Below are 17166 nucleotides of genomic sequence, written 5' to 3'. Positions count from 1 at the left end.
CCTGCACCAGGCATCTCAGATGCGGTGAGCCACTGTCGTCATCACACGGGCGGCCAGTTTCATCAGGCCTTTGACCGGCGCGGGCAGTTCGGTGGCGCCCGCCTGCTGGGCCTCGCGCGCGTGGCGTGCCTCATCGACCTTCATCTGCGAAACGATGGCTCTGGACGCCAGATCGCCTTTGGGCAGCCGGTCCATGTGGCTGGCGAGATGAGCCTCCACCTGACGCTCAGTTTCCACCACGAAACCCAAACTCACGGCTGAGCCGAATCGACCCGCCACCAGCCCCATGCCGAAAGCACCTGCGTACCACAGCGGATTAAGCAGGGAAGGGCGCGCGCCCAACTCATCAAGCCGCTCCCTGGTCCAGGCCAGATGATCGGTTTCCTCTCTTCCAGCAGCTTCGAGCTGTTGTGCCAGTGCTTCGGTGGCTCCCGGAGACCCCGCGCGGCGTTGGCGTGCCGCCAAGGCCTGCGCTGTGTAGAGCGCCTGCGCGCAGACTTCGCCAACATGGTTCACCCGCATGAGCGCGGCAGACAGTTGGCGGTCTTCGTCAGAAAGCGATGTTGTGGCGTATTCAGGCAACGTGGCGCAAACACGTGATGCACGGGGCTGAGCGAAGAGGGTTCGCAGGGCTGAATCTGCGGCAGTCAACAGGGTGTCCATACCGTGCAAGGCGTTGCTTCTCTTGATCAGAGCTGAAGATATGAGGCGCGAGATGCCATTGTGCTTCACGCAGTCGTCCGATGTTGGGTACTTCAGCCGTAAGGGATTGCCCTAGGTGGGCAGTGATTTCGTTGTCCGAGTGCCACAACACGTCGGGAAAGCTTTGCGTGCCCTGCGACCTTCTGGTGCAATCGTTCAACTTCCAGTGACGGAGGTTGGCCTGAGGGCTCAGACCCTCTGCCTATTTTTAAACCTTGGAGATACCCTCAATGAAAAAGACCCTGATTGCTCTGGCTGCCGTGGCCGTTACCGGTGCCGCCTTCGCGCAGTCTTCCGTGACCATCTACGGCAAAGTGAACGTCAGCTTGGAAAAGTCCAGCTTGGGGACGAAGAACAACGAAGCTTCATTGGACGACATTCACGGCAGTCGTCTGGGCTTCCGCGGCGTTGAAGATCTGGGTGGCGGTCTGCAGGCCAAGTTTCAGATTGAGCACCGCTTCCGCCCTGATACCGGTGCCGACGCCACTTTCGTGGCTGGCTCGACCAACGCCACCACTGGTGTCGTGACGCCGTCGACTTCGACGATGTGGAACGGCATGTCGACCGTTGGCCTGGCTGGTGCCTTCGGCGAAGTCCGTCTGGGCCGCTACTACAGCGCCAACTTCCTGGGCGCCAACAACAAGCCTGATCCCTTCGGTGGCGACGGCGCTGGCGCTCTGCGTGGCATCGGCATGCAAACCACCCACGTTCGCACTGCCAACGTCCTCCACTACAGCGGAAGCTTCAGCGGCGTGAACGTCGCTCTGTCCACTGGCCTGAAAGAAGGCGCTGCCAAGGCACACAACAGCTTCGCTGTGGGTTACGCCAACGGTCCTTTGGATGTGGGTGTTGGCGCCGACAAGGATGCTGGCAGCGATGTGACCAACGCCTACGCTACCTACGATCTGGGTGTGGCCAAGCTGGCATTTGGTCTTGGCAACAAGAAGACCGCCGCCGGTGTGAAAACTGAAGGTCTGCTGTTCGGTGCCACGATTCCTGCGGGTCCTGGCAAGGTGCAAGTTGGCTTGGCCCGCGCCAAGAACAAGACATCAGGCGTGGTGACCAACTCCAAGCTGGGTCTGGGTTACATCTACCCTCTGAGCAAGCGCACCGCCCTGGAAACGACCTACGGTCGTGACAGCAAGGCCGTCAGCGCCGTCACGGGCAAGAAGCAGTCCGGTTTCGACCTGACCCTGCACCACAACTTCTGATCGTTGGCTGACTCTGGTCAGCCCATCGAAGAAAACATAACCTGCCAAGGAAGCTTGGCGGGTTTTTTTGTCTTCGGCCTTCGCACATGCACTGGTTGTGGTGGTTGTGCATCTGTTTCAAAAAAAAGACAGACAAGCGCCTCGGAACGATTTTTAAGGGTATTCCCGCGTTATTTACGTGTCGCGGCGCTAGCATGAAGGTTCAGTTTCTCAATCGGGCCATGTGGCCCAGCTTTTAAGGATGTTCATATGAAAAAATCTCTGATTGCTCTTGCTGTTTTGACTTCGGTGGCCGGTTTGGCCCAAGCCCAGTCTTCCGTCACTGTGTACGGTGTCGTTGACGCCTCACTGATCAAGGACAAGGGTGCGTCCGCCGTTATGCTTGACGGTGCCGTGAGTGGTAGCCGTCTGGGCTTCAAGGGCACGGAAGATCTGGGTGGCGGCCTGAAGGCCAACTTCCTGCTGGAGCACGGCTTCGACGTGGACACCGGCAAGCAAGACGCAGAAGGCAAGTCGTTCAATCGCCAGGCCTATGTGGGTCTCTCGGGTGGTTTCGGTGAAGTCAAGCTGGGCAACGTCTACTCTGCCTACGACGACATCAGCGGTGCTACCAACCCGCTGTGGGATTCCGCTCTGTCTGTGGAAAACTCGGTCTGGGCCAGCACCGGTTATGTTGCACGTCCTGGCAACAACCTCTACTACGCGCTGCCTGCCATGGGTGGTGTGAGCGGTGCTCTCAGCACCAGCCTGAAAGAAGGCACGGGCAACCAATCCAACGCGTTCCACGTCAAGTACGAAGGCGGCCCGGTTTACGCTGGCGTGGCTTACCAAGTCGACAAGACGCTTGCTGGCGACACCAAGTTCACCCGTCTGAATGGTTCCTACGACCTGGGTGCTGCCAAACTGCTGGCTGGTTACGGTAACGTCAAGGCCGGTAGCGCCAAGACCACCGACCTGTCCTTCGGTGCCGACGTGCCGGTGGGTAATGTGACGATCTCTGCTGGGTATGCCTCTTCCAAGGCCGACGGCGCTGAGCGTAAGTCTGGTATCGCTCTGGGTGCTGCCTACTCGGTGTCCAAGCGCACCACCGTGTACGGCGGCCTGCTGGACACGAAGAACACCGGTCCTGACACCCGCTACGGCTTCGGTCTGAAGCACACGTTCTGATGACGGCGGCCTTGGCCGCTTGATATCTGAATCAAAAAAGCCACTTGGCGTCTGCCAAGTGGCTTTTTTTATGGAAAGCGCTGACGTGTCACTGCTTGGGTGTCGATGTGACGGCGGTTTTGGGGGCTTTTTCTGTGGTGACTGCCGACTTGGTGGAGGCCACCGGTTTGAACGACTCACCATTGACGGTCAGTCCGTCGGAGGACAGCTTGGCCGCGCGCTTTTCCCCGATGCCAGGCATGCGTTCAATCAGATCGGGCCAGTCCTTGAATTTGCCGGCCTTGCGCACTTCCAGCAGCTTGCTGGAAGTGCCCGGACCAATGCCTTTGACGCTGTCCAGGTCGGCCGGACTTGCGGTGTTGACATCGACGGCAGCGAATGCCCCAGCGGTGAACACAGCCAACACAATGGACAGCAGTTTTTTGATCATGAGAATCCTCCTTGAATTGATGAACTCGGTCATTGCCCTTTGGCGACCGATCATGGCAACGACCATCGCTGCCACTTCAAAATTCTCCCAAAAGACCTGCTGTGTGGCTTCCCCCATTGGAGGGGTGTGTGATGGCAAACACGTTAGACTGCAGCAATCGCAACAACTTGTTACCAAGTGCATGCTTGGTCCGGTGTTCGGCCGGCTTGGTTTCAAGGCTTCGTGGGTATGAGGGTATGAATTTGAGGGTGTGGCTGCTGTTTATCTGTACAGTGGCGTTGGCTTCCTGCAGTGGACTGATTCCGCCAGAGGGTGTTGAGCACTCTGCCGCTGGTGCGGATTCGACAGACGCCCGGAACCATAAGAGCGCGGCTTGGCGGTTCGCGGTGGAGTCGCTTCTTCAAACGCCGTCAGGAGGGGAACGCTGGGAACCCATGTACCTGCCGGGCAAGCGGTTTGCCGGTTTCGAGAGCACTGAGCGGCAGGGGAGGCCTTCGCTGTCCGTGGCGGCTGATCGATCGGTCAGTATCTTGCGGCAACGGTTTGCGCCGTCGCTGACCGACTTCGGTCAACTGGCGTTTTCGTGGAAAGTGGATGCCCTGCCCGAAGGTGCTGATCTGAGCGACACCGAACATGCCGACGCTGCGGTGCGCATCCTCCTGGCTTTTGATGGTGATCGCAGCAAGTGGTCGCCGCGCAACCAGCGCCTTTCGGAGATGAGCCGCTTGCTGACGGGTGAGGAGCTGCCTTACGCGACACTGGCTTATGTGTGGAGCAATCAAGGCGAACTCGGTTCGGTGATCGTCAATCCACGCACCGACCGTATCCGAAAGCTGGTGGTGGAAAGTGGCGTCGGGCAGATCGGTCACTGGCGTGACTACCGGCGCGATGTGCGCGCCGATTTCATCAAGGCTTTTGGAGAGGAGCCAGGCCCTTTGGTGGCGGTGGCACTCATGACGGATACCGACAACACGCGCAGCCGTTTGCACGCCTGGTATGGCCCGCTGACACTGGAGCCTCGATGAACGGTCTCGCGCGCTAAGGTCATCTCACGGCCGCTGTGTCGGCGCTCGCAGCCCCAGAGCTGCGCACAGCTCAGGGGGAAAACCCGATGCTGCACAGGGGGCTTGACCTGTGCGCAGCGCGCACGCTCAAGCGTATCGCTTGCTTCGCAAGTTGTTCTTCATTTCCTTGAGCAGCGGCTGCAGTTTGTTGCCCCCAATGCGCAGGGCCAGGCAGGTCGCGACCACATCGATCACCATCAGGTGCATGAGCCGTGAGGTCATGGGGCTGTAGCGGTCGTAGCCTTCGGGGTGGTCGGCGGCGAGGTGGATGTGGCCGCCCGTGGCCAGGGGAGAGCCGCTGGCGGTGATGACGATGACGGTGGCACCGTGTTTGCGTGCGATGTCGGCGGCGTCCATCAGGTCGCGCGTGCGGCCTGAGTTGGACACGATCACCAGACAGTCGCCGGGGCCGAGCAGCGAGGCGCTCATCACCTGCATGTGACCGTCGCTGTAGGCGATGGCGTTGATGCCGAGGCGGAAGAACTTGTGCTGAGCGTCCTGCGCCACGATGCCGGAGTTGCCTGCGCCATAAAACTCGATGCGCCCCCGGTTCTTGTAGGTGGCCAGCAACGCATCGACCGCTTTTTCAATGGAATGCGTGGACGCATCGTTGCGGTACTTCAGGAACGCCGCCACGGTGTTGTCAATCACCTTGACCAGCACGTCGCCCACCTTGTCGTCCACGTCCACGCTGCGGTGGATGAAGGGCACGCCTTCGCTCACGGTGCCGGCGAGCTTGAGCTTGAAATCGGACAGGCCGTCGTAGCCCATGCTGCGGCAGAAACGCACCACGGTGGGCTTGCTCACGTGGGACCGTTCAGCCAGCTCCGACACGGGCAAACTGGCGAAACTGCGCGGGTCGAGCAGCACGAGTTTGCCCACGCGCTGTTCGGCGGGTGCGAGCGAGGGCAATGAGGCTTTGATGCGTTCGAGCATGGCGTTGTCTCTGAGTTACCGAGTTATCATGAAACCTTATTACACCCGATAATCGCGACATGAACCAGCTTGACGCACTCAAACAACTCACCACCGTGGTCGCCGACACCGGTGATTTCAACCAGATCGCTGCGTTTTCACCGCGCGATGCGACCACCAATCCGTCGCTGATCCTGAAGGCGGTGCAGAAGCCCGAATACGCCCACCTGCTCAAGGATGCGGTGGCGAAATATGGCGCGCAGGGTCAGGACGAGGTGATGAACCGCCTGCTCGTTGCTTTCGGCTGCGAGATCCTGAAACACATTCCGGGCCGCGTCTCGACCGAGGTGGACGCGCGCCTGAGCTTCGACACCGAAGCCACCGTGACGCGCGCGCGCCGCATCATCGATCTGTACCAGGGCGAAGGGGTGCACGTCGATCGCGTGCTGATCAAGATGGCCTCGACCTGGGAGGGCATTCAGGCCGCTGCCCGCCTGGAGCGCGAGGGTATCCACACCAACCTGACGCTGCTGTTCTCGTTCGCCCAGGCCGTGGCCTGTGGTCAGGCCAAGGTGCAGCTGATCTCGCCCTTCGTGGGCCGCATCTACGACTGGTACAAGAAGAACGCCGGCGCGAACTGGGACGAGGCCGCGATGGCGGGCTCCAACGACCCGGGCGTGAAGTCGGTGCGCGCCATCTACCACTTCTACAAGAAGCACGGCATCGCCACCGAGGTGATGGGCGCGAGCTTCCGCAACGTGGGTCAGATCACGGCGCTGGCCGGCTGCGACCTGCTGACCATCAGCCCCGATCTGCTGGCCCAGCTGGCGGCCAGCGACGCGGCCTTGCCCCGGGCGCTGGACGCCGAGGCCGCGAAGTCGATGGACATTCCGTTCGTGCAATACGACGAAGCCGGCTTCCGCTTTGCGATGAACGAGGACGCGATGGCGACCGAGAAGCTGGCCGAAGGCATTCGCGCATTTGTCGCGGACACGATCAAGCTCGAAGGCATGATGCGCTGACCTCAGCGCACCCCGACAGAAGAACGGCACCCAGGTGCCGTTCTTCTTTGAAGCTTCAGCGGCTTTGGGACTTCATCCACCGCGCCCAGTGCGCCTTGAAGGCCGTTCCAGCATCCATCTGCGGATTGGAGAAACCATCGGTCTTTTTCGCATCGATTTCGCGCTGGCGGATCACCGGGACCGCCCGGGCGAAGGCGTCTTCGAGCGAGAGGGTGTGCCGCAAGGCCTCGTCGAACACCGCTCTCCCGAAGAAGGTCAGGTCGGACTTGTTGCCGCAGCCGTAGGAGGTGTGGTCGGCGTCGGCGGCGGTCATCACCAGCGTGCCCTCGCCGCGCAGGGGCGCGACCCAGCCGCCCGAGTAGCAGGCCGAGATCGCGATGGCCCGATGACGGATGCCGGCCTCGTCCAGCCACTGGCGCACCTGCGCGGCGGTCAGGTCATTGACCTCCAGCGGCCAATGCGATGAGGCGATGCGATGGTCTGCGCCGCCGTGCGAGGTGATGTAGAGCAGCAGCACGTCCTGCTCGCGCCGCATTTTCTGTGCAACGGCCTGAATGGCTTTCTGCAGGTTCCTCGGCGTGGCCCACGGCGTGTCCTGCGTTGCCGAGGCGTGGTTCACCAGCCTGACCACGCGGTCTTTGGCGTCCAGCCGCTGCTGCATCACGTCGCTGACCATGGCGCTCTCGCGCAGAAAGACGTCTTGCGCATAGGGCGCGTACACCAGGCCAAAGACCTGGATCTCGGCGGTGCTCTCCCCTGCAACTCCCGCGAGCGCCTGGTCCAGCAGCGCCTCCTGAGCCTCGAACACCTCCTGGCTGAGCGTCAGTGTGGGGCGGCTGCCTTCTTCCGCCGAATACGTGGCTTCCCATGAAGAGCTGTTCAGCGAAAAGTTCTCGACCACCTGCAAGCCCATCAGGGCGATGACGGCAAAAACCAGCCAACCCGGATGGGCCTGCAGGCGCTGGGTGATGCGCCACACACAGACGCCGAGCCAGGCGGTCATTACCCCGAAGAAGACCCAGGAGGTGTGCTGGTTCATCAGCGACACGGGCAGTTGCTCGTGAACCCACAAGGTCCCCCAGAAGATCGAGACCCCGATCAGTGGCAAAGAGGCGAGCGCATACAACAGCACCCAGGCCGCTGTGGGCATCGCATGGCGTGTGGACGTCGAGCGCCCGTGCATCGCCAGCCAGACCAGCAACACAATGAAAGCCCAAGGGACCAATCCATACAGCCAGCCGGGCAGCGAAAACGTGGCCCCGCCAGGGATCAGGAGACGCTCCCCCGCCAAAGCCAGCAGCTGGTAGGCCAGCACCGCCAGCAGCAGGGCGGCGGGCCCGACTGTTTCGGGCAGATCACCGAGTCGCCGTCCGGTGGCGGCGCGCCAGGCCTGCTGGGCCCACATGCCCATCCGGGCGCCCGATGGCGGCGTAGCGGGTGCGGGGCTGGGGGTCTCGTCCGGTGCCGGTGGGGTGTCGGTGGTGGGGTGGTGTTCGTCTGACAAGGCGGGGCTCCTCCTGGATGGCTGGGCAAGCCTACCAGCGAAGTTGAACCCGCCGCGTTCAAACGGTCACGGCCCTGGTGCGCTCACACGGCTTTGCCTTCAAACGTATAACTTCGTTGCTTCGCCTTGCCGTGCTGTAGCACTGTCTGCGGCTTCGCGCCTTGTTCTACGCTTGAATGCAAAGCCGTATCAGGGTGCCATGGCCAGGCCGATCACGCGCTCGGCCACGCAACGGCCCTGCGTCTTGCCGCCTTCAATGCCGCTGCGGAAGTGGATGCCCGCGTAGAGGCGCGAGACCGCGGCCTCGTCCGCCGCGGCGCGGAAGCTGACAAAGCTGCGCGGCCCCCAGCCCCGGTCGTTGTGGGCGTTGTCGGTAAAGCGGGTGCGCGCGCCGAACTCGTGCTCCAGCACCCCCGCCGCAGCAGACGACAGCACCGAGTGGCCGGAGGGGTATTCGGGGAAGGGTGGCGTGTTCATCATCGTCGGCACCCACTGGCTGTCGATCGTCAGCTGCACGGCCGTCACCGGGCGCAGCAGGTTGACCGTGTACTTGGTTTTCCAGGTGGCGATGAAGGCGTCGGCCATCGCCAGGTGCAGGCGCGCGTAGACCCTGGCCGCCTGGGCCAGGCTGGCCTTGTTGACTTTGAGCAGGTCGGTGGCGATGAAAGACCAGTGGCCCGCCGGGGTGGGGGTTTTCAGTGGATCGTCTGCCCAGTACAGGGAGAACTGCCGCTGCTCCTGGGTGGCGGCGCGGCTGATGCGGTACACCTCTTCGGCCTCCTGTTGAAACGCGGAGCCGGCCTGTTCCGAGTAGGTCGGTGGCGGCGGGGCCGGGCAGGCATCGGCCCGTGCAAGCGCAAACGGGCGTACATCGCCCCACCGGGGCAGCAGGGCGGCGGCGAAGTTGGGGGCCGTCGGCGTCCATTGACCGGCCCCGCTGGGCGGCACATAGGTCGACTGCTGGCGGCGCAGCGGGCCCCAGGCCTCGTGGCCACCGTCGGTGCGGGCCCAGGTCATGATGGCCATCGCCATCAGCTTGCCAAAGGTTTCTGAGCGGGTGCGCACCTCGGCGCCAATCACCTGCGGATCAAAGTCGCGCGCCAGCTTCTGCGGCAGGCTGCGTTCGAGCAGGTCGATGCGCGTGCGGTTCTCGGCACTCGCATGGGGAAACATCATGCGCGTCATGCCCGCCATGGCTGAGTGGGCCACGGTGGGCCAATGCAGCACCTCGTCGGGCTGCGCCCAGGGGAGCGACTGCAGCTCGTTGAGCTGGCCCGCCAGGCTGCGGTGGCCCGGCATGCCCGCCACCACCGACTCGTACAGCGTCAGGCTCAGGTAGGCGAGCGCGCGCGAGGCCACTGGCGGGCTCATGCCCGGGGTCTGCTGGGTCAGCTGCTGTGCCAGAGCGAACCACTCGGTCGCCACCTCGGCGCTGTAGGTTTCGGCCGGCAGAGATGGATTGGGTGGTGTCTGCGCCAAGACAGGCCCCGTGATGCCGATGGCGCTCAGTGCGAGCAGCCAGAGGGCGAAGGTGCGGCGGATCATCATGGTGCCTTCCAGAGGGTCAAGCCAGATGGTCCGGCCGAGTAGAAGCGGTCGGCCTCGACGGGTTGCCAGGCGCTCCAGTCGCTGTGGGGCCACTGGACGCGGACCTGGGCGCGGTCCGCCGTGCCCAGACCGAAGTGCATCCAGCCCAGGTGGCCGCTGGCGTGGCCGCCACCCACGGTCAGCTCCTGGCGCTGCACGGTCGCGCTGCCGTCCGGGCCCGAGCGCACCTCAACCCAGGCGCCCACGGCGTCGCGATTGCTGCCGTCCTGCCGCAGCCGGAGCTGCAGCCAGCGCGCCTGTTCGGGGGGGCTGGTGGGCAGCTGGCGCCACAGTTGCGCGCGGTCGCCCCGGTTGACCACCACCACGTCCAGCAGACCGTCGCCGTTGAAGTCCACCACCTGGCCACCGCGCCCGCGCAGCACGCTGGCCAGTCCGGCGGTGTGGCCGGCTTCGACAAACTGGCCGTCGGCGGCCTGCAGCAACAGGTTGTTCGGGTCGAGTGCCGCGAAGTCGGGCATGGACGAGACATTGCCCTTGACCACAAACAGGTCGGCCCGTCCGTCGTTGTTGATGTCGGCGAACTGGGCGTGCCAGGCGGTGGAGGGCCGCACGTCACCGCCCACGTAAGGCCGGTGGGCGGTGGCGCCACGCTTGAAGGCGGTGTCGGTGTAGCGCGGCTGTGCCGGCCCGGCCTCCAGGGTCTGCAGCTTGTTGTCGGACATGCTGGTGAGGAACAGCTCCGGGTAACCGTCGCCCGTCAGGTCGTGGCTGGCGATGCCCATGCCCCAGATCTGCAGCGGCTTCCAGCCGTCGGCCGGGCCGTAGCGTTCGGGCGCGCCGCCCACGGGAACGCGCCAGAGTTGCTCTTCGCCGCCCTTGTAGTACTCGCGGTCGTTGCTCACGCGCAGCGACGCGGTGCCCGAGCGGTTCCAGTCGGAAAACAGCATCGAGAGTGCGCAGTGCCCGGGCAGCAGCGGCGTGGCGGGCAGGTAGCCGCCTTCGGGCCGAGGCCGGATGAGCAGGGCCGGGGTGCAACTGCCCCAGGGAAAGTCGGGCCTGCTGCGGTCGGTGTAAGTGCCGATCGCCAGCGTCGGCCAGCGTTGTCCGCGTTCCCAGGTGGCCGACATGGCGGTGTGCCAGCCGTTGCCGGTGCGCACGCTCCAGGCCTCGTTGGCGGGCTCGAAGCGGCATTGCCCCAGGCCACGGAACACCTGCACCTCGCCCACCCGCAGCACCACAAGGTCAAGGTTGCCGTCGCTGTCGATGTCCAGCGGGTAGGCGCCGATGGCGTTGGTGGTCTCCAGCCCCGAGCGGTGTTCCTGCAGTTTCAGGGCCTGTCCACGCGCGCTGCGGTTGCGGTAGAAGCGGGCCTTGCCAACGCCCGCCGTCACATACAGATCGGGCAACCCGTCGCTGTCGCAATCGAAGGTCGCGACACCACCACCCACGACGTATTCATCGTCGCCCTCGAAACGGCTTTGCAGGCCGGCGCTCTCGGTTTCCTCGGCGAAGCGGGGAACCGCCGGCGGTGGCTCGGCAGCATGGGACAGCACCGGCAGCCCCAGGATCAGGAAGAGGAAAAAACCGGGCAATGGTGAATGGATCGGACGCACGCGGGACCTTTTGAGCGGGATGGGCTTCGCTGCATCTTATTAAGTTCAATCAACAAACTATGTCGGGTTTATCCCAATTGGTGTCCAGGCGGTGTCGGTTCAATAATTAGTTCGTCGTCCGCACTAAATGGCTTGAGCGAGGGGCCAACGGCACGATGCTTCCCACAATCCGTTCAAAAACCATGGGCCTGATGCGCAGGCCGTTCCACAGGAGACAAGAATGAAACTGAAGACAACTTTGACCGCTCTGGCGTTGGGTCTGGCCAGCGCCGGTGCGTTTGCCCAGGTCGTGGGTGTGAGCTGGTCCAATTTCCAGGAAGAGCGCTGGAAGACCGATGAAAAGGCGATCAAGGACCAGCTGACCAAGCTGGGTGCCAGCTACATCAGCGCCGACGCTGGCGGCTCACCTGAGAAGCAGCTGTCGGACGTCGACTCGCTGATCGCCAAGGGCGCCAAGGTGCTCATCATCCTGGCGATGGACAAGGACGCGATCTTGCCGGCGGTCAACAAGGCTGGCCAGCAGAAGATCCCGGTGGTGGCCTACGACCGCCTGATCGAAGCGCCCGGCGTGTTCTACATCACCTTCGACAACGTCGAGGTGGGTCGCATGCAGGCGCGCGCCGTGCTGGAGGCCAAGCCCAAGGGCAACTACGTGATGATCAAGGGCGCGCCCACCGACCCGAACGCCAACTTCCTGCGCGGTGGCCAGCAGGAGGTGCTGGACGCGGCGATCAAGAAGGGCGACATCAAGATCGTCGGCGAGGAATACACCGACGGCTGGAAGCCTGAAGTGGCGCAGAAGAACATGGAGCAGATCATCACCAAGACCGGCGGCAAGATCGACGCGGTGGTGGCCTCCAACGACGGCACGGCCGGCGGTGTGGTCGCAGCGTTGAGCGCCAAGGGCATCAAGGGCATTCCGGTCTCGGGCCAGGACGGCGACCACGCGGCGCTCAACCGCGTCGCCATGGGTTCGCAGACCGTGTCGGTCTGGAAAGACGCTCGCGACCTCGGCCGCGACGCCGCCTCCGCAGCGGTGTCACTGGCCAAGGGCCAGAAGGTGGCTGCTGCGAAGACCTGGGACGGCGGCGAAAAGAAGGTCGCCCTGCAAGCCCAGTTCCTCAAGCCCGTGCCGATCACGGCCAAGAACCTGGACCTCGTGGTCAAGGCTGGCTGGATCAAGAAAGAAGACCTGTGCAAGGGCGTGGACGGCGCGAAAGGGCCGGCCGCCTGCAAGTGAACTGTGTGATCTCCTGATGGATGGAGGCCTTTGGACCGCGGGCTGGGTCAGCCCGCGGTTTTTTTTCTCGACGGAGTGCGTTTTGTGAGTTCTGTTTCCAATCTCCTCAGGCAACTGACCATCGACTGGCGGCTGGTGCTGATGGGGCTCGTCCTGGTGGCCACCGCCATCGTGTTCAATATTCTCTCGGGCGGCTTGTTTCTCTCGCCCGAGAACCTCTACAACATCGCGCAGCAGACGGCCGTGGTCGGCGTCGTGGCCACCGTGGTGGTGCTCGTGATCGTGGCGCGCCACATCGACCTCTCGGTGGGGTCGGTGATGGGTTTTGTCGGCGTGCTGATCGCCACGCTGATGTACACCGCCGGCTGGCACTGGGTCGAGGCCTCGCTGGCCGGCCTGGGGGTGGCGATTGTGGTGTCGGTCTATCAGGGCGCGCTGACGGCGATGCTGGGCGTGCCGTCTTTCGTGGTCACGCTGGGCGGCCTGATGTCGTTCCGGGGTGCGGCTTTTCTGGTGGCCGACGGCAAGACGCAGCCGGTCAGTGACCTGTTCTTTCAGCGACTCGGTGGGGGCTTCGACGGCGCCATCGGCGTGCAGGCGAGCTGGGTGCTGGCCGCCGTGCTGGTGGTGGCGCTGTGCCTGCAGACGGGGCTGCGGCGCCGCGCCAAGGCCTCTTACGACGTGCCCAACCCGCCGCTGTGGCTGGACGCGCTGGTCGCTGCGGTGCCGGCCCTGATTGTGGTGGGCTTTGTGGCGACCATGAACGCTTACCAGATACCGAGCAAAGACGAACCACAGGGCGTGCCGATCCCGGTGCTGATCTGGGGCGGCGTGGCCCTGGTGCTGTCGTTCATCGTGCACCGCACGCGCTTTGGCCGCTATGTGTTCGCCATGGGCGGCAACCCCGAGGCGGCGGCGCTGGTCGGCATTCCGGTGCGCCGGGTGACGCTGATGCTGTTTGCGTTGATGGGCGTGCTCATCACGATCGCGGCGATGGTGTCGATCGCGCGCCTGAACGCCGGCACCAACTCGCTGGGCACCGGCATGGAGCTGTACGTGATTGCGGCCGCTGTGATCGGCGGCACCTCGCTCGCCGGGGGCAGCGGCTCGATCTTGGGCTCGGTGCTGGGCGCGCTGATCATGCAGAGCATCGACAGCGGCCTGCTGCTGCTGGACATCTCGATCGGCCTGCGCTACGTAATCATCGGCCAGGTGCTGATCGTGGCCGTGGTGTTCGACGTGGTGTACCGCCGCATGACGGGAGACACGGCATGAGCGCACCTTTGGTTGAAATGCGCCACATCGGCAAATCTTTTGGTGGCGTGCACGCCGTCGACGACGTGTCGATCAATCTGCATCCCGGTGAGGTGGTGGCCCTGCTGGGTCACAACGGCGCGGGCAAGTCGACGCTGATGAAAATGCTCGCCGGGGCTTACCCCATCGACAGCGGCGAAGTGCTGATCAACGGCGAGAAGGCCCAGATCCGTACCCCGGTCGATGCCCAGCGCCTGGGCATCGAGTCGATCTACCAGACGCTGGCACTGGCCGACAACCTCGACGCCGTGGCCAACCTGTTCCTGGGGCGCGAACTGATGACCCGCTGGAACACCCTGGACGACCACCGCATGGACGCCGAGGCCCGCAAGGTGTTTCAGCGGCTGAACAAAAACTTCCGCAATGTGAGCACGCCGGTGCGCCGCCTCTCGGGCGGTCAGCGCCAGGTGGTGGCCATCTCGCGCGCCATCTATTTCAACGCGCGCATCCTGATCATGGACGAGCCGACCGCCGCGCTGGGACCGGAGGAAACGGCGATGGTGGGCAACCTCGTGCGCCAGCTCAAGGCCGAGGGCGTGGGCATTTTCCTGATCACCCACGACATGCCCGATGTGTTCGGCCTCAGTGACCGGCTGGCGGTGATGAAGAACGGGCGCCTGGTCGGCACCTACCGCACCACCGATGTCACCGAGGACGAAGTGCTTGGCATGATCATCGCGGGCAAACAACCCGAGGGGAAGGTGCAAGACCACAGCCCTGGCGGCCAGGTGCTTTCCACGGCATCCGCATGAAAACCACCGGCGACCAGCAGCTGGTCAAACGCATCAACCGCAGCGTGCTGCTGCGTTTGCTGCGCCACCACAGCGGCCTCTCGCGTGCGCAACTCGCGCAGGAAAGCGGGCTGACCAAGTCGACCGTGAGCCTGCTCGTGCGCGAGCTGATCGATGAAGGCTGGATCACCGAAACCGGCCCCGCCGCTGCCAGAAGCCTGGGCCGGCCCTCGACGCCCTTGCGCATCGACGGCGGCCGCCGCGCGATGATCGGCGTCGAGATCGCGGTGGAGACGCTGCGGGTGGTGAGCGTGTCGCTCACTGGCGAGGTGCTGTGGTCGATCGAGGAGGCGCTGGTTGATCATGATCCCGGCACGGTGTGCCAGCAGGTGGCGCATCTGGTGGTGCTGGCGCAGGCCGCGCTGGCCGCGCGTTCGGTGCTGGTCTCGGGCATTGGCATCGGTCTGCCTGGCGCCTTCGACGAGGCCACTGGCACGGTGCGTTTCGCGCCCAACCTGGGCTGGCGCAACGTGGGCTTTCTGCCGCTGATCACGCGGGCGCTGGCCGAGGCGGGCGCACCACCGGTCGCGGTGCACGTGCAGAACGAAGCCGACACCGCCGCCCTCAGCGAGTACGAGTTCGCGGAGGGCGATGTGCTGGACTCGCTGATCTTTGTGACCTGTGATGTCGGCGTCGGTGCCGGCATCTTGCTCAACGACCGGCTGTTCACCGGGCTGCAGGGCATGGCCGGTGAAATCGGCCACAGCATCCTGCAGTTCAACGGGCCGACCTGCTCCTGTGGCCGCAAAGGCTGCGTCGAAACCTTCTTCGGCGCGAGGGCGCTGGACCGTCTGCCCGACCCGGCGCAAGGCGGCGTGTTCCTCGGTGTCGTGCTGCAAAACCTCTGGACCACCCTCAATCCCGGCGCCCTGGTGGTCGGCGGGCCGTCCTGCGAGCGCCACCCCGGCATCCTGCGCCAGGCCCGCGTCACGCTGGAGGCCTACGCGGCCAGCGCCGGTGTGCCAGCGCCGGTGGTGCGGCCCGCGCGCTACGGGTTGCTGGCCTCCGCCGTCGGCGCGGCCGCGCTGGTGCTGCACCACGACCTTCGGCCGATGCACGCGCGCGCCGTGACCGCCGCGCCCATCGAGCCCGAACCCCTTCCCGACTTCATGGCGCACCAAGCCCTTCACTGATTCTTTATCTATGTACATCGGCATCGACATTGGCACCTCCGAGGTGAAGGCCCTGTTGCTGGACCCGGGGCACCGCGTCATCGGCACGGCTGGCGCAGCGCTCACGGTGTCGCGACCCCACCCCGGCCACAGCGAGCAGGACCCGGCCGACTGGTGGACGGCGACGCAGGCGGCACTGGTGGGCCTGCGTGCGGCGCATCCGCGCGAGTACGCGGCGACCGTGGCCATCGGCCTGTCAGGGCAGATGCACGGTGCGGTGCTGCTCGACGCGCAAGACCAGGTGCTGCGGCCGGCGATCCTGTGGAACGACACGCGCTGCGCCGCGGAGTGCGCCGAGATGATGGCCGAGCTGCCGACGCTGAGCGACTTGGGTGGCAGCCTGGCGATGCCGGGTTTCACCGCGCCCAAGCTGCGCTGGGTGGCACGGCACGAACCCGAGATCTTCCAGCGCGTGGCCAAGGTGCTGTTGCCCAAGGACCATGTGCGCCTGATGCTGACCGGCGAGTACGTGAGCGACATGTCAGACGCCAGCGGCACGCTGTGGCTGGATGTGCAGCAGCGCACTTGGTCTGACGAGTTGCTGGCGCTGACCGGCCTGACGCAAGCCCACATGCCGCGCCTGGTGGAAGGCAGCGCTCCGGGCGGCTACCTGAAAGCCGATGTGGCCCAGGCCCTGGGCCTGCCCAAAGGCATCGTGGTGGCCGGTGGCGCTGGTGACAACGCGGCCAGTGCCGTGGGCATGGGCGCCGTGGACGCGGGCCAGGGTTTTCTGTCGCTGGGCACCAGCGGCGTGCTCTTCGTTGTCACGCCCAGCTACCAACCCAATGCGGCCAGTGCCACGCACGCGTTCTGCCACGCCGTGCCCGACCGCTGGCACCAGATGAGCGTGATGCTCTCGGCCGCCAGCAGCCTGCAATGGGTGAGCGACCTGCTGGGTGCGCCGAACGCTGGTGTGGTGGCCGGCCAGGCCGCCGAGCTGTCGCTGACGGATCGCGCAGCGTCGCCCCTGTTTTTGCCCTACCTGAGCGGTGAGCGCACCCCGCACAACGATGCGAATGTGCGTGGCAGCTTTCACCAACTGAGCTTTGACACCGACGCCGCCCGCCTGGGCTACGCGGTGATGGAGGGCGTGAGCTTTGGACTGAAAGATGGCCTGGCCGCGCTCAACGCCGCAGGCAGCAGCGTGACCCGCCTGTCCCTGGTGGGCGGCGGCGCCCGCAGCGCCTTCTGGGCGCAGCAACTCGCCAGCGTGCTGAACGCCGAGATCGTGACGCACGGCAGCTCCGCCGTGGGCGGTGCCTTGGGTGCTGCACGGCTGGGCTGGCTGGCCACCGGCGCCACACAAGGCACCGTGTGCCAGAGCCCCGCCGTGGAAGCCTGCTACCACCCCGATGCTGGCGAGCAAGCGCTTCTGCTGGAGCGCTACGCCACGTTCCGCAGCCTGTACCGAAGCACCTGAAACGCCACGCCCTGAAGGGCTTGGACCATTTATTTAATTCGACCACACAACTA

15 protein-coding genes are annotated in these 17166 nt (G+C 64.6%); 9 read left to right on the top strand and 6 right to left on the bottom strand.

The features are described 5' to 3' along the window. Positions 1–15: 15 nt before the first annotated feature. Complete coding sequence (coq7, locus tag B0E41_RS09770; RefSeq protein WP_077330893.1) at positions 16–663, bottom strand: 2-polyprenyl-3-methyl-6-methoxy-1,4-benzoquinone monooxygenase; 648 nt, start codon at positions 661–663, stop codon at positions 16–18. A gap of 269 nt (positions 664–932) precedes the next feature. On the opposite strand from coq7, the gene B0E41_RS09765 reads away from it, so the two are divergent. Both B0E41_RS09765 and B0E41_RS09760 read left to right on the top strand, forming a co-directional pair. Beyond that, complete coding sequence (locus B0E41_RS09765; protein ID WP_077330892.1) at positions 933–1913, top strand: porin; 981 nt, start codon at positions 933–935, stop codon at positions 1911–1913. A 249-nt stretch (positions 1914–2162) separates the two neighbouring features. Continuing rightward, a complete protein-coding gene (locus B0E41_RS09760; RefSeq protein WP_077330891.1) occupies positions 2163–3080 on the top strand; it encodes a porin in 918 nt (305 codons plus the stop codon). Between the two features lie 88 nt (positions 3081–3168). Here the strand turns inward: B0E41_RS09760 and B0E41_RS09755 are convergent, their stop codons facing one another. After that, a complete protein-coding gene (locus B0E41_RS09755; RefSeq protein ID WP_253194743.1) occupies positions 3169–3627 on the bottom strand; it encodes a helix-hairpin-helix domain-containing protein in 459 nt (152 codons plus the stop codon). Between the two features lie 119 nt (positions 3628–3746). Between B0E41_RS09755 and B0E41_RS09750 the strand changes: the two genes are divergently transcribed. Next, on the top strand, positions 3747–4535 hold the full coding sequence (locus B0E41_RS09750; RefSeq protein ID WP_143433758.1) for a DUF3047 domain-containing protein: 789 nt from the start codon (positions 3747–3749) through the stop codon (positions 4533–4535). 126 nt (positions 4536–4661) lie between these two features. On the opposite strand, the gene B0E41_RS09745 is transcribed toward B0E41_RS09750, so the two are convergent. Next, positions 4662–5510, bottom strand: a complete 849-nt coding sequence (locus tag B0E41_RS09745) for an SIS domain-containing protein (protein WP_077330888.1) — start codon at positions 5508–5510, stop codon at positions 4662–4664. Positions 5511–5569: 59 nt separating this feature from the next. On the opposite strand from B0E41_RS09745, the gene tal reads away from it, so the two are divergent. Next, positions 5570–6511 (top strand): transaldolase, encoded by a 942-nt coding sequence (gene tal, locus B0E41_RS09740; protein ID WP_077330887.1) that lies wholly within the window; start codon positions 5570–5572, stop codon positions 6509–6511. Positions 6512–6566: 55 nt separating this feature from the next. Here the strand turns inward: tal and B0E41_RS09735 are convergent, their stop codons facing one another. The 3 genes from B0E41_RS09735 to B0E41_RS09725 all read right to left on the bottom strand — a co-directional run bounded on the left by B0E41_RS09735 (position 6567) and on the right by B0E41_RS09725 (position 11176). Beyond that, entirely contained in the window at positions 6567–8015 is a 1449-nt protein-coding gene (locus B0E41_RS09735) for a C13 family peptidase (protein ID WP_253194741.1), read from the bottom strand. 189 nt (positions 8016–8204) lie between these two features. Continuing rightward, entirely contained in the window at positions 8205–9563 is a 1359-nt protein-coding gene (locus tag B0E41_RS09730) for a vanadium-dependent haloperoxidase (protein ID WP_077330885.1), read from the bottom strand. Further along, a complete protein-coding gene (locus B0E41_RS09725) occupies positions 9560–11176 on the bottom strand; it encodes a CRTAC1 family protein (RefSeq protein ID WP_253194739.1) in 1617 nt (538 codons plus the stop codon). The genes B0E41_RS09730 and B0E41_RS09725 overlap by 4 nt, the downstream gene beginning before the upstream one ends. Positions 11177–11396: 220 nt before the next feature. On the opposite strand from B0E41_RS09725, the gene xylF reads away from it, so the two are divergent. From xylF to xylB, 5 genes are all read left to right on the top strand, one after another. Next, complete coding sequence (gene xylF / locus B0E41_RS09720) at positions 11397–12416, top strand: D-xylose ABC transporter substrate-binding protein (RefSeq protein WP_077330883.1); 1020 nt, start codon at positions 11397–11399, stop codon at positions 12414–12416. Between the two features lie 141 nt (positions 12417–12557). Beyond that, positions 12558–13691: an ABC transporter permease gene (locus tag B0E41_RS09715; RefSeq protein ID WP_077330925.1), complete on the top strand. Its 1134-nt coding sequence runs from the start codon at positions 12558–12560 to the stop codon at positions 13689–13691. Beyond that, positions 13688–14482: an ATP-binding cassette domain-containing protein gene (locus B0E41_RS09710; RefSeq protein WP_077330882.1), complete on the top strand. Its 795-nt coding sequence runs from the start codon at positions 13688–13690 to the stop codon at positions 14480–14482. Before B0E41_RS09715 ends, B0E41_RS09710 begins: the two co-directional genes overlap by 4 nt. Beyond that, complete coding sequence (locus B0E41_RS09705) at positions 14479–15654, top strand: ROK family transcriptional regulator (RefSeq protein WP_077330881.1); 1176 nt, start codon at positions 14479–14481, stop codon at positions 15652–15654. Before B0E41_RS09710 ends, B0E41_RS09705 begins: the two co-directional genes overlap by 4 nt. Positions 15655–15664: 10 nt before the next feature. Further along, positions 15665–17113: a xylulokinase gene (gene xylB / locus B0E41_RS09700; protein ID WP_077330880.1), complete on the top strand. Its 1449-nt coding sequence runs from the start codon at positions 15665–15667 to the stop codon at positions 17111–17113. Positions 17114–17166 lie beyond the last annotated feature (53 nt).

The sequence above is a fragment of the Hydrogenophaga sp. A37 genome, assembly GCF_002001205.1.
Classification (GTDB): Bacteria; Pseudomonadota; Gammaproteobacteria; order Burkholderiales; family Burkholderiaceae_C; genus Hydrogenophaga.
The sequence above is the reverse complement of the archived record's forward strand: the minus strand, read 5'-3'. Positions and strand labels throughout refer to the sequence as shown.